This window comes from Halomonas sp. WWR20 (assembly GCF_054602495.1).
The window spans coordinates 167,931-181,084 of the sequence record NZ_JBTRHR010000001.1 but is presented as its reverse complement, the minus strand read 5'-3'; the positions used below and the strand labels follow the sequence as shown (position 1 = coordinate 181,084).

General features: G+C 57.2%; 10 protein-coding genes and 4 tRNA genes. 11 read left to right on the top strand and 3 right to left on the bottom strand.

Annotated features, from left to right (window positions below):
- Window positions 1-101 precede the first annotated feature (101 nt).
- Together ACW4DH_RS00775 and cysS are read left to right on the top strand one after the other, a co-directional pair.
- The gene (locus ACW4DH_RS00775) at window positions 102-1,796 is read left to right on the top strand and encodes a glutamine--tRNA ligase/YqeY domain fusion protein (protein WP_459634443.1); all 1,695 of its coding nucleotides are present in this window, start codon (window positions 102-104) and stop codon (window positions 1,794-1,796) included.
- 3 nt (window positions 1,797-1,799) lie between these two features.
- Window positions 1,800-3,182, top strand: coding sequence for a cysteine--tRNA ligase (cysS, locus tag ACW4DH_RS00770; RefSeq protein ID WP_459634442.1), 1,383 nt, complete (start codon window positions 1,800-1,802; stop codon window positions 3,180-3,182).
- Between the two features lie 71 nt (window positions 3,183-3,253).
- On the opposite strand, the gene mtnN is transcribed toward cysS, so the two are convergent.
- Genes mtnN through folD form a run of 3 tightly spaced genes read right to left on the bottom strand, consistent with a single transcriptional unit; the run spans window position 3,254 to window position 5,394 of the window.
- The gene (gene mtnN / locus ACW4DH_RS00765) at window positions 3,254-3,979 is read right to left on the bottom strand and encodes a 5'-methylthioadenosine/S-adenosylhomocysteine nucleosidase (protein ID WP_459634441.1); all 726 of its coding nucleotides are present in this window, start codon (window positions 3,977-3,979) and stop codon (window positions 3,254-3,256) included.
- A gap of 36 nt (window positions 3,980-4,015) precedes the next feature.
- A complete protein-coding gene (locus ACW4DH_RS00760) occupies window positions 4,016-4,486 on the bottom strand; it encodes an S-ribosylhomocysteine lyase (RefSeq protein ID WP_459634440.1) in 471 nt (156 codons plus the stop codon).
- A gap of 44 nt (window positions 4,487-4,530) precedes the next feature.
- Window positions 4,531-5,394 carry a bifunctional methylenetetrahydrofolate dehydrogenase/methenyltetrahydrofolate cyclohydrolase FolD gene (gene folD / locus ACW4DH_RS00755; protein WP_459634439.1) on the bottom strand — a complete coding sequence of 288 codons (864 nt, stop codon included), beginning with the start codon at window positions 5,392-5,394 and terminating at the stop codon, window positions 4,531-4,533.
- Window positions 5,395-5,633: 239 nt separating this feature from the next.
- On the opposite strand from folD, the gene ACW4DH_RS00750 reads away from it, so the two are divergent.
- From ACW4DH_RS00750 to hupB, 9 genes are all read left to right on the top strand, one after another.
- Window positions 5,634-5,710: transfer RNA gene (locus tag ACW4DH_RS00750), tRNA-Pro, on the top strand.
- Between the two features lie 52 nt (window positions 5,711-5,762).
- Window positions 5,763-5,839, top strand: a tRNA-Arg gene (locus ACW4DH_RS00745).
- Between the two features lie 41 nt (window positions 5,840-5,880).
- Window positions 5,881-5,955 (top strand) — tRNA-His (locus ACW4DH_RS00740).
- Window positions 5,956-6,010: 55 nt separating this feature from the next.
- Window positions 6,011-6,085, top strand: a tRNA-His gene (locus ACW4DH_RS00735).
- 298 nt (window positions 6,086-6,383) lie between these two features.
- Window positions 6,384-7,727, top strand: coding sequence for a trigger factor (tig, locus tag ACW4DH_RS00730; protein WP_459634438.1), 1,344 nt, complete (start codon window positions 6,384-6,386; stop codon window positions 7,725-7,727).
- A gap of 237 nt (window positions 7,728-7,964) precedes the next feature.
- A complete protein-coding gene (clpP, locus tag ACW4DH_RS00725; RefSeq protein ID WP_459634437.1) occupies window positions 7,965-8,585 on the top strand; it encodes an ATP-dependent Clp endopeptidase proteolytic subunit ClpP in 621 nt (206 codons plus the stop codon).
- A gap of 64 nt (window positions 8,586-8,649) precedes the next feature.
- Window positions 8,650-9,930, top strand: a complete 1,281-nt coding sequence (gene clpX / locus ACW4DH_RS00720; RefSeq protein WP_459634436.1) for an ATP-dependent Clp protease ATP-binding subunit ClpX — start codon at window positions 8,650-8,652, stop codon at window positions 9,928-9,930.
- Between the two features lie 348 nt (window positions 9,931-10,278).
- Window positions 10,279-12,687 (top strand): endopeptidase La, encoded by a 2,409-nt coding sequence (gene lon, locus ACW4DH_RS00715; RefSeq protein WP_459634435.1) that lies wholly within the window; start codon window positions 10,279-10,281, stop codon window positions 12,685-12,687.
- Between the two features lie 175 nt (window positions 12,688-12,862).
- Window positions 12,863-13,135, top strand: coding sequence for a nucleoid-associated protein HU-beta (gene hupB, locus ACW4DH_RS00710; protein WP_459634434.1), 273 nt, complete (start codon window positions 12,863-12,865; stop codon window positions 13,133-13,135).
- Window positions 13,136-13,154 lie beyond the last annotated feature (19 nt).

Below are 13,154 nucleotides of genomic sequence, written 5' to 3'. Positions count from 1 at the left end.
AATAGCCGTTTTGTACCGAAGGGCGAAACTGCAGGCGGCTTTCAGACCCAAAGTACTGCCTTTTCGTAACTCGCTAATATATAGAGGTTCTTTGACGCCCCATGAGCAACGACAGCCCCAGCGCCCCGAATTTCATTCGTAACCAGATCCGCGAGGAAGTCGAGGGGCACAAGGTCGAGACGATCGTGACCCGTTTTCCGCCGGAACCCAATGGGTTTCTGCATGTGGGTCATGCCAAGTCGATCTGCCTGAATTTCGGGCTCGCCGAGCAGTTCAACGGGCGATGCCACCTGCGCTTTGACGACACCAACCCCGCCAAGGAGGAACAGGCCTATATCGATGCCATCAAGGCAGACGTCGAATGGCTGGGATTCCAGTGGGCGGGCAAGGTGCGTTACGCTTCCGACTACTTCGACCAGCTCTACAGCTGGGCCCAGCATTTGGTACGCGAGGGCAAGGCGTATGTCGATGATCTGTCGCCGGATGAGATTCGCGAGTACCGCGGCACGCTGACCGAGCCGGGACGTCCGAGCCCGTATCGTGACCGCGCCGCCGAAGAGAATCTCGATCTGCTTGAGCGCATGCGCAAGGGAGAGTTCGCCGAGGGGGAGAAGGTGTTACGCGCCAAGATCGACATGGCGGCGCCGAACATCAATCTGCGTGATCCGATCTTGTATCGAATTCGTCATGCCAGCCATCACCAGTCCGGCGACAAATGGAAGATTTATCCCTCTTATGACTTCACTCATGGCCAGTCCGATGCCATCGAGGGAGTCACGCACTCCTTGTGTACCTTGGAGTTCGAAGATCACCGTCCGCTTTACGAGTGGTTCCTGTCCAACTTGCCGGTGCCCGCGCAGCCCCGTCAGATTGAATTCGCGCGGCTCAACCTGGCTTATACGGTAACCTCCAAGCGCAAACTCAAGCTGCTCGTCGACAATGGCATTGTCGACGGGTGGGACGATCCGCGCATGCCGACGATTTCGGGCATGCGTCGCCGAGGCTATACGCCGGCATCGATCCGCAAGTTCTGCGACATGATCGGTGTGACCCGCGCCGATGGCGGCCTGGTGGATATCGCCATGCTCTACCATGCCATTCGCGCCGATCTGGAAGATAGCGCACCGCGCGCCATGTGTGTCCTCAAGCCGCTCAAGGTGGTGCTGACCAATGTGCCCGAGGACCACGACGAGGCATTCGAAGTGCCGGGCCATCCTGCGCGCGAAGATATGGGAATGCGTCGCCTGCCATTCAGTCGCGAGATATGGATCGATCAGGATGACTTCATGGAGGAGCCGCCGAAGAAGTTTTTCCGTCTGGCGCCGGGCAAGGAGGTGCGCCTGCGTAATGCTTACGTGATTCGCTGCGACGAGGTAGTCAAGAACGATGCGGGCGAGATCGAGGAGCTGCATTGCAGCGTGGATTTCGACACGCTAGGGCAGAACCCCGAGGGCCGTAAGGTCAAGGGAGTCATTCACTGGGTGAGTGCGCCGCATGCCGTGCCTGTCGAAGCGCGACTCTACGAGAACCTGTTCTTGCTTGAAGCGCCCGATCGGGACCGTGATGGAGACTTCCTCGATCACTTGAACCCCGAGTCGCTGGACGTCGTCCGTGGATTCGCCGAACCGAGTCTGGCGGATGCCGTGCCCGAAAGCCGTTACCAGTTCGAGCGGGTGGGCTATTTCTGTGCGGATCGGCATGCCAGTCAAGCCGGGCATCTGGTCTTCAATCGCACGGTGGGGCTCAAGGACAGCTGGGCGAAGGTGCAGAATCAGCAGGCGCAGAACAAGGGGTAGTACATGCAAATCTACAACACCCTGACACGACGCAAGGAGCCCTTTGTCCCTCTCGAACCGGGCCGAGTGCGCATGTACGTCTGTGGCATCACCGTATATGACTACTGTCATATTGGTCATGCGCGGGTGATGGTGGCATTCGACGTCATTACCCGTTATCTGCGTGAGCGTGGCTTCGATGTCAATTACGTGCGCAACATTACCGACATCGATGACAAGATACTCCGGCGCGCCGATGAAAACGGCGAGCCGTTCGAGCGATTGACGGCGCGTATGATCGAGGCCATGCACGAGGATGAGACCCGCCTTGGCGTATTGCGCCCCGATCATGAGCCGCGAGCCACGGCGTATCTCGCCGAGATTATCGCCATGATCGAGCGCCTGATGGACAAAGGCTATGCCTATTCCGCTGCCAATGGTGACGTCTACTATCGGGTGCGTCGCTTCGAGAGCTACGGCAAGCTCAACAATCGTGATCTCGACGAGATGCGTGCGGGCGCGCGGGTCGGAGTCGATGCCCACAAGGAAGATCCGCTGGATTTCGTGTTGTGGAAATCGGCCAAGCCTGGCGAGGCGAGCTGGGAGTCCCCCTGGGGGGCGGGGCGTCCGGGTTGGCACATAGAGTGTTCCGCCATGTCGACATGCTGTCTTGGCGACACCTTCGATATTCATGGCGGGGGGCCCGATCTGACCTTTCCCCATCATGAAAACGAGATTGCCCAGAGCGAGGCGGCGACCGGCCACAAATACGTCAATACCTGGATGCATGCTGGCGCTGTCCGGGTCAATCGGGAAAAGATGTCCAAGTCGCTGGGCAACTTTTTCACCATTCGTGACGTGCTTGAGGTGCACGACCCGGAAGTGGTGCGCTATCTACTGGTGGCCAGCCACTATCGTAGCCCGATCAATTACGCGCCGGACGCCCTTGACGAGGCGCGCAAGTCCTTGGTGCGTTTTTACAATGCGCTGGAGGGCGTCGAGCCGGTGGCCGGTATACTCAGGGCGAACTTCGCTGAACGTTTCATCGCCGCAATGGACGATGATTTCAATACCCCCGAGGCCTTGGCGGTATTGTTCGACTTGGCGCGAGAGCTCAACCGTGCCAGGAAGGAGAGTCCCGATCAGGCACCGGCGCTCGCCTTCGAGCTTAAGCGCCTGGGGAACGTGCTCGGGCTGTTTGGTCAGGACCCGGCGATGTTCCTCAAGGGAGAGACGGCACAACTGCCGATAGCCGAGACCGATATAGAGGCGCGTATCACTGAGCGAGCGCAGGCCAAGCAGGCCAGGGATTTTGCCCGAGCCGACCGGATCCGTGACGAGTTGGCGGCCAAGGGAATCGTGCTCAAGGATTCGCGGGAGGGCACGACCTGGGTGTTTGAGCGTTGACGGCGTGTAGGAAACAAAAAACCGCGAGGCCTCTCGCGGTTTTTTGTAGATTTTTACAGAGTAATGGGTGTTCAGGCGCTGCTTAGCGCATTCACTGGCGTACCCAAGCGTTTGACCATCGCTTCGACAACCTCGGCCGAATGCGTGGCGGCTTGGTCGATAAATGCCGTGAAGGAGATGTTTGACTCCTGACCGGCAATGTCCGAAAGGGCGCGAATGACCACGAAAGGGCAACCATAAAGGTGGCAGGTCTGGGCGATGGCGGCCGCTTCCATTTCGGCAGCCAGCATCGTCGGGAAGCGTTGCCGGGCGCGGTCGACGGACTCCGGACAGGCCATGAAGGCATCGCCCGTGCATATCAGGCCTTCGACGACATTGAGGTGCCCCAGGCTTTCCACGCATTCGCGAGCCACCTTGATCAGCATCGGGTCGGGCAGGTAGGCCGCTGGCATGCGTGGAACCTGGCCATGCTCATAGCCGAAGACGACTGCATCCACATCGTGATGGCGAACCTCGCTGGAGATAACCACATCACCGACATTCAGGCCTTCGCCGAATCCACCGGCGGAGCCGGTGTTGATCACCACTTCCGGATGATACATGTCGAGCAGCAAGGTAGTGCCAACCGCGGCGTTTACCTTGCCGATGCCGGACTGCAAGATGACGACTTCGACGCCCTGCAACTGACCGGTATGGAAGGTCGAGCCGACATGGTGATGCGTTTCACGATTCTCGAGATGTGAGGCGAGCAGGGCAACTTCCTCGGCCATGGCGCCAATGATGCCTATCTTCTGCATGTGTCGAAGAAACCTTGGGAAAAAGGAGAAAAGGGATTAGGCGAATACCTGGTTCCACTCGCTGCGCTTGGACAGGAACTCGCGTGCCAGATCCTTGGCACCTTCCAGACTGTGGCTGGCGGCCCAACCGCATTGCATTTCGTTGCATGCCGGCACTTCTTCGGCATCCAGTACGTCACGCAGAGTCTTCTCCAGCAGATTCAGGGTGTCGTCATAATCGTCATGATTGATCAGCGCGACATAGAAGCCCGTCTGACAGCCCATGGGGCTGATATCGACAATCTTGTCGGTATGGTTGCGTGACAGCTCTGCCATCAGATGCTCGAGGGAATGCAGCGCAGGCATCTCCATGTGAGTCTTGTTCGGCTGACAGATACGCATGTCGTATTTATGGATTTCATCGCCATGCTGGCCTTTCTTGATACCGGCCAAGCGTACATAGGGCGCTTTAACCTTGGTGTGATCGAGGTTAAAGCTTTCCACGTTCATGGTCTTTTCGTCGCTCATTTTCTCTCCTTGCTAGGTTGCAGGGCTATTCTAGCGCGAATGTCTTAGTCTGACATGGCGTCATGAAGTTCCGCGGCATATAAGGTGTTTTCCAGCAGTGACGCTACCGTCATGGGACCTACACCACCCGGGACCGGAGTAATGTAGCTGGCGTGTGCCGCTGCTGTCTCGAATTCTACGTCGCCAAGCAGCCGGCCGTCAGCGTCCCGGTTGATTCCCACGTCGATGACGATCGCACCGGGCTTGATCCATTCGCCCTTGACCAGGCCGGGTCGGCCAACCGCGACCACCACCAAGTCCGCCTTGCGCACGTGCGCTTCCAGATCACGCGTAAAGCGATGGCAGATAGTGGTGGTGCATCCCGCCAGTAGCAGCTCCAGCGCCATGGGACGGCCGACAATGTTGGACGCGCCGACGATCGTGGCGTCGAGCCCGCGCACTGCGATATGGCTCTCTTCAAGAAGGGTCATGATGCCTTTGGGAGTGCAGGGGCGTAATACCGGCAAGCGCTGGGCCAGGCGGCCGAGGTTGTAGGGATGGAATCCATCGACATCCTTGTCTGGCCGGATTCGTTCGAGGATGGGGCGTGAATCGAGATGCCTGGGTAGCGGCAACTGGAGCAGAATTCCATCAATGGCGCTGTCTGCGTTGAGGCGATCGACCAAAGCTTCAAGCTCTTCCTGGGTGATGGATGCGGGAAGCTGGTGGCGAAACGACTGAACGCCAGCCTGTTCGCAGGCGCGGTGCTTGTTGCGGACATAGATTTCTGAAGCGGAATCCTGACCGACAAGAATGACGGCCAGACCCGGCGTGCGCTTGCCCGCTTCGCGACGGGCCTTGACCTGTCGGGATACTTTTTCACGCACGTGGGCGGCAATCGCCTTGCCGTCGATCAATTGAGCGGTCATCCCCTCTCCCTTGTATGCCAGAGTACTGAAAGGTGCGTCACTGAGGTGGGCAATTCTCGCATGCCGGGGGCGCCAGTCAACGCGAGTTCGTAAGAAATCGCGCTTGAGCATGGCGGCAGGAATCAGTTTGGTCGAAGCTCACGTATGCAAGGTAAGGGCTTGACCTGCCATTAAAGTTGCGTAGAATACGCAGCGCATCGACGGGCTCGAATAACGATTTCAGGTCGTATCGAAAGGCACGGGGTATAGCGCAGTCTGGTAGCGCGCCTGCTTTGGGAGCAGGATGTCGGGGGTTCAAATCCCTCTACCCCGACCACTATCGAACACGACAGGATCGAGTGCGGACCTGAAGCAGCAAGCCTTAGAATGCGCCTATAGCTCAATCGGATAGAGCAACGGCCTTCTAAGCCGTAGGTTGCAGGTTCGAGTCCTGCTGGGCGCGCCAAAGAAGCACCGCTTGCCCGGTAGCACTGTTTGTAGGTTATGGTGGATGTAGCTCAGTGGTAGAGCCCCGGATTGTGGCTCCGGTGGTCGTGGGTTCGATCCCCATCATCCACCCCATATCTCGTTCAGTGTTCATCGATGTTGTATTAACTGCTGCAACAAGCACGTCATGGTGGATGTAGCTCAGTGGTAGAGCCCCGGATTGTGGCTCCGGTGGTCGTGGGTTCGATCCCCATCATCCACCCCATTCGACGTCGCTTTCTTCGATCTCCTTCTCTCGTTCGACTTGCATCCGTCAACCTGACTGTTTTTTACGCCGATGAATCGAGTCGGTGTCCGTCCGTGCCGAGTATTGTCTGGTCCGCTTTGCCTTGTGGCAACGCATCGGCGGAGGATTTAATCACGTTGAATCCGGTTGAAGCCTTGTAATCTGCGGTTATATCCCCATAAAGAGCCTAAAGCGTGCTTGCCAGCGCGTATCGGGATTCTTAGAATCCTCGTTTTAACGCATTTCGAGAACGCCCCCAGTCGGTAGAGGATCATTCATGCAAGTTTCTGTTGAGACGACTTCCCAGATAGAACGTCGCGTCACTGTTCAAGTGCCAGCCACTGAGATCGATCAGGCCGTGGCCGCGCGCCTACAGGAGACCGCCAAGACCGTTCGTCTGAATGGTTTCCGTCGCGGCAAGATTCCGATGGCGGTCGTGCGCCAGCGCTTTGGGCAGGATGTGCGCAACGAGGTGGTGGGCGAAGTCATGCGTCAGCAGTATGTCCAGGCGATTACCCAGGAAAACCTGAATCCTGCGGGATTCCCGTCTATCGAGCCGACGGTTAACCAAGATGGCAAGGACCTTGAGTTCGTGGCCACTTTGGAAATCTATCCCGAGATCGAGCTGACGTCGATTGACGGTGTCGAAGTTGAGCGTCCCAGCGCCGAGATCACTGAAGCCGATATCGATCAGATGATCGAAACCCTGCGCAAGCAGAATGCCGGCTGGGAAGCGGTCGAGCGCGAGGCTGCCGAAGGCGATCAGGTAACCATCGATTTCCAGGGCTTTCTGGGCGATGAGCCTTTCGAGGGCGGCGAAGCCCAGGGGCATGAGTTGGTGATTGGCTCCAATAGCTTTATCCCCGGCTTCGAAGAGCAGCTTGTCGGTATGCAAGCCGGTGATGAGCGCGAAATCAAGGTCACTTTCCCGGAGGATTATCAAGCCGAGCATCTCGCAGGCCAGGAAGCGACGTTCAAGGTCAAGCTCCATAAGGTATCGGCTCAGCAACTGCCCGAAATCGATGCGGACTTCATCCAGAAGTTCGGCGTGGAAGACGGCGATGTCGAGAAGTTCCGTGTCGAAGTCAGGAAAAACATGGAGCGTGAAGTCAAGCAGGCGGTCGAGAATCGTGTCAAACAGCAGGTGCTTGAAGCGCTGAAAGAGGCTAACGAGTTCCCCGTACCGCAAGCGCTGGTGCAGCAGGAAACCGATGGTCTCAAGCGTCAGGCGGCACAGCAGTTCGGTCTGGGTGAGGATTTCGATGTCTCTCAGTTGCCGAACGAGTTGTTTGCCGAACAGGCGAAAAGCCGCGTTCAGGTCGGTCTGTTATTGGCCGAGGTGGTCAAGGTCAATGAGCTTGACGCCAGCGATGACGAAATCAAGGCGCGTGTCGAGGAACTGGCCCAGCAGTATCAGCAGCCCGAGCAAGTGATTGAATATTATCTGAAAAACGATCAGATGAAGAGTCAGATCAAATCTGCACTGCTTGAAGAGAAGGCGGTTGATAAACTGCTGGAACAGGCACAGGTCAAGGATGTGCCCATGTCGTATGAACAGGCCCTGCAGGCGGCCCAGCAAGGCGAGCAGGCCGAAGCAGTGGAAGAAGAGGAAAACGCCTGATCCGAGACTTGTAGATTGATTTTCTGCAGGCCGGACAATGAACCTCAGGCATGTGGAGTATCAGGCACAGCTCTCGAGCAGGATGGCGCTTCGATAACTGCCTTGAGGTTGCGCCACACGCGACAGACCTTAAAGCCGTTTCACTCGGCTCTCCTGGGTATAAGCGTTTAGCAAGACCCGGCTCCGGCCGGGTCGCTAGTCAGGACTCTTCAGTCACCGGATTAAGGAAGCCACGCAATGGGTAACGAGTTTGACATCAGCAACGCAGGCGGTCTGGTCCCGATGGTCGTGGAGCAGAGTGCTCGCGGCGAGCGGTCCTATGACATCTATTCCCGCCTGCTAAAGGAGCGTGTCATCTTCCTGGTCGGCCAGGTCGAAGACTATATGGCGAATCTGGTGGTTGCGCAGCTGCTGTTTCTCGAATCTGAAAATCCTGACAAGGATATTCATTTGTATATCAACTCACCGGGTGGCTCGGTGACTGCCGGCATGTCGATTTACGACACCATGCAGTTCATCAAGCCCGATGTCTCTACCGTCTGCATTGGTCAGGCGGCTAGCATGGGGGCGCTGCTGCTCGCCGGTGGTGCCAAGAACAAGCGCTACTGTCTACCGCATTCGCGGATGATGATTCACCAGCCACTGGGCGGTTATCAGGGGCAAGCGGCGGACATCGAGATCCACACCCGCGAGATACTGACGATTCGGCACAAGCTGAACCGGATCTTGGCTGAGCATACCGGTCAGGACATCGAGACGATCGCCCGGGATACCGATCGGGATAACTTCATGGATGGTGGCCAGGCGGTTGAATATGGCTTGATCGATGCCATGCTGGATAAGCGCCCTGCATCCTGATAGCGTTTAACCCATTACATGCATTTCCGGCGGTCGCTGACCGCCACCATCAAGAGGTAAGCGAATGGCCGACGGCAAAGGCAAAGACGAGAACGGCAAACTGCTGTACTGCTCGTTCTGCGGCAAGAACCAGAACGAAGTGCGCAAGCTGATCGCGGGTCCTTCCGTCTATATCTGCGACGAGTGTGTCGATCTGTGCAACGACATCATTCGCGAAGAAGTCCTGGAGGCCGACGCTGAGGGCGACGAGGATCGGCTGCCGGTTCCGCGTGAGATACGCAATACACTCGATGATTATGTGATTGGCCAGGATCGCGCCAAGATGGTGCTTTCCGTTGCCGTTTATAATCATTACAAACGTTTGCGGGCGGGCACGAAATCGGACGATGTCGAGCTGGGTAAATCCAATATTCTGCTGATCGGGCCTACCGGTAGCGGCAAGACGCTATTGGCGGAGACGCTGGCGCGTCTGCTGAATGTTCCCTTTACCATAGCCGATGCGACTACCCTGACCGAAGCGGGCTATGTCGGAGAGGATGTCGAGAACATCATCCAGAAGTTGCTGCAAAAATGCGACTACGATGTCGAAAAGGCGCAGCGCGGAATTGTCTATATCGATGAGATCGACAAGATTTCACGCAAGTCGGACAATCCTTCGATTACGCGCGATGTCTCGGGTGAGGGGGTGCAACAGGCGTTGCTCAAGCTCATCGAAGGCACCACTGCCTCGGTTCCGCCTCAAGGCGGGCGCAAGCATCCCCAGCAGGAGTTCCTGCAGGTCGATACCGGCAGTATTTTGTTCATCGTGGGCGGCGCTTTCGCAGGGCTGGAAAAAGTCATTCGCGACCGTGCGGAAAAAGGCGGGATTGGCTTCAATGCCAGCGTCAAAAGTAAGGATGCGACCAAAGGCATGGGTGATGTACTGGCCGATGTCGAGCCTGAAGACCTGGTTAAGTTCGGCCTGATTCCCGAGTTTGTCGGACGTCTGCCGGTTATTGCGACACTGACCGAGCTCAGCGAAGACGCGTTGATCCAGATTCTCACGGAGCCCAAGAATTCCTTGATCAAGCAATACGCCAAGCTGTTTGAAATGGAAGGCGTGGAGCTTGAGTTCCGGGAAGATGCCTTGCGTTCGGTTGCACACAAGGCAATGGAGCGCAAGACCGGGGCGCGTGGGCTTCGTTCGATTCTCGAATCCGTGCTGCTCGATACCATGTATGAAGTGCCTTCTCTGGAAGGCGTGAGTAAAGTGGTGATCGACGATTCGGTAATCGCCGGTGACAGCGAGCCGCTGCTGATCTATTCCAAGCAGGAAGAAAGCAAGGTGGCAGGCCAGGACGGTTGAGAACTTGATCCCGGCAGAAAAAGGGGCCGTCAGGCCCCTTTTTCTTAGCCCTGCCATGTACACGGAGTTGAGCCAAATCCACTCGCTAGTCGGCGGACCACGTTGCACAAGATGATTGCAGTTTCGCCGCGTCGGTTGATTGCGCTTCTTCGGTAAATGCTGCCTGGTATGCGCTGCGGCCTGTTATCCATCGTGATAACGCCAACGGGCCATGCGCCAATGTCTATTTAGTGCGGGTAATACCGAGTCTGGCTGCGGTTGCATCCTTCTTCTTCACCCCCATATCACTGGGTATGCGAGCGCCGCCTTATGGCGGCCCATCCACCCGAATATTGAGGAACGTCTGCGATGGAGCAGAACGCTGAACAGACTTTGAGTCTGCCCCTTCTTCCCCTGCGCGATGTGGTCGTCTATCCGCAGATGGTCATTCCCCTGTTCGTGGGTCGTGAGAAGTCGATCCAGGCGCTGGAAGCCGCCATGGAAAATGACAAGCGCATCCTGCTTGTCGCACAGCGCGAAGCGGGTCAGGACGATCCTGAATCCGGCGACCTGTTCTCGGTCGGCACGGTGGCGGACATCATGCAACTGCTCAAGCTGCCTGACGGCACTGTCAAAGTGCTGATCGAAGGCAGCTTCCGCGCCGATATCCGATCGGTCAGCACGGTCGAGCAGGGATATAGCGTAGCCGAAGCCGCGACGCGTGAAAGCCACCCCTTGACCGAGCGCGAACAGGAGTCCCTGGTTCGCGTACTGCTCAATCAATTCGAGCAGTACGTCAAGTTGTCGAAGAAAGTGCCCAACGAGGTGCTCAATTCCTTGCAGGGCATCGAAGATCCCAGCCGTCTCGTCGATACGATCTGCGCTCATCTGTCGCTGAAGATTGGCGACAAGCAGGAACTGCTCGAGATGGATCGCGTACGTGACCGCATAGAGCATCTGATGGCGCTCATCGAGTCCGAGATCGACCTGCTTCAGGTCGAAAAACGCATCCGCTCACGCGTCAAGGATCAGATGGAAAAATCCCAGCGCGAGTATTATCTCAACGAGCAGATGAAGGCCATCCAGAAAGAGATGGGCGAGCTCGAAAATGTTCCCAATGAGGCCGAGAAGTACGAGCAGAAGATCAAGGACGCCGGCATGCCTCAGGAGGCGGCTGAAAAGGCTACCCAGGAGTTGGGCAAGCTGAAGATGATGTCGCCGACCTCGGCCGAAGCGACCGTGGTGCGCTCCTACCTGGATTGGTTGCTTGCCGTGCCGTGGAAAAAGCGCACCCGCGTCAAGCATGATCTGGAACGCGCCGTGTCGGTGCTGGATGAAGACCATTACGGCCTCGAGGAAGTCAAGGAGCGTATCCTTGAATATCTCGCTGTTCAGAAGCGTGTCAAGAAGCTCAAGGGACCCGTGCTCTGTCTGGTGGGGCCGCCAGGGGTTGGCAAGACATCGCTGGGACAGTCCATCGCTCGAGCGACGAATCGCCAGTATGTCCGGCTGGCGCTCGGTGGCGTACGAGACGAGTCGGAGATTCGTGGCCACCGGCGTACCTATATCGGATCGCTGCCCGGCAAGATGATCCAGCGCATGAGCAAGGCGGGCGTCAAGAACCCCCTGTTCCTGCTCGACGAGGTCGACAAGATCGGCATGGACCATCGCGGAGACCCGTCCTCGGCGTTATTGGAGGTGCTCGATCCTGAGCAGAACGATAAGTTCAACGATCATTACCTGGAGCTGGATTACGATCTCTCCGAGGTGATGTTCATCTGTACCGCCAACTCGATGAACATTCCAGGTCCTTTGCTGGATCGTATGGAAATCATTCGTCTACCCGGTTACACCGAAGACGAGAAGCTGGCCATCGCCAAGCGCTATCTGGTGCCCAAGCAGCTCAAGGCGAATGGCTTGAAGGATCAGGAGCTCGACATCAGCGATGAGGGCTTGCTGGAGCTGATCCGCTACTATACTCGGGAAGCTGGCGTGCGCGAGCTTGAGCGCCAGATCGCCAAGGTCTGCCGTAAAGTGCTGCGCGAGCGCGTTGAGTCCGAAGGCAAGGCGGGAGCGCAGTCTAGCCAGACATTGACGGCGGAGGATATCGAGAAGTATGCCGGTGTCCGGCGTTACAGCTATGGTCTGGCCGATCAGCAGGATCAAGTCGGCCGCGTGACCGGGCTGGCTTGGACATCGGTTGGCGGTGAGCTGCTCAATATCGAGTCTGTCATCACCCCAGGCAAGGGGCGCGTCAACAAGACGGGCTCTTTGGGGGATGTCATGAAGGAGTCGGTGAGTGCCGCGCATACCGTCGTGCGGGCCAAGGCTATCCCGCTAGGGATCGATCCGGAACGCTTCGAGAAGGAAGACCTGCATATCCACGTTCCCGAGGGTGCCACTCCCAAGGATGGCCCCAGCGCGGGTATTGCCATGGTGACCGCGATGGTATCGGCCTATACCGAGCGCCCGATCCGTTGTGACGTAGCCATGACAGGGGAAGTGAACCTGCGTGGAGAAGTGATGCCCATCGGTGGGCTCAAGGAGAAATTGCTGGCGGCGCGGCGCGGTGGTATAAAGACGGTGCTTATCCCGGAAGAGAATCGTCGGGATCTGAAAGAAGTTCCGGATAATATCAAGAACGCATTGGATATTCGCCCGGTACGGTGGATCGATGAAGTTCTCGATGTGGCGTTAGCAGGAAAGCCGGAGAATGGAGAGGATGATAGTCGTCCTGAAGATTCCACTTCTTCGCATACATCGATTAGTACACATTAAGTCTATTTACCAATCATGGCGGGGCGAAAATCCCGCCATGACGCGGTTTGGCGCGGGTATTGCTTGACATGTGTTTCATTGCATTGCTATAAATTGCGGCTTTGCTGTCAAAGCGTTAACCACCCGAGTTTTGCGCCGATTTCCAGTAATTCTCGTAACAGTCAAGGGGTGAAGAGTGAACAAGTCCGAGCTGATCGAAGCCATTGCCGCATCCGCCGACATTCCGAAGGCCGCTGCAAGCCGTGCACTCGACGCGATGATCGAGACCGTCACCGATAGCTTGAAAAAAGGTGATTCTGTAGCACTGGTAGGTTTCGGTACCTTCTCCATCAAGGAGCGTGCTGCACGCACCGGTCGTAATCCGCAGACCGGCAAGCCGATCGAAATCAGCGCCGCCAAGGTGCCGAGCTTCAAAGCGGGCAAGGCGCTGAAGGATTCGGTCAACTAAGACTGGAAGCTGGCGGGCC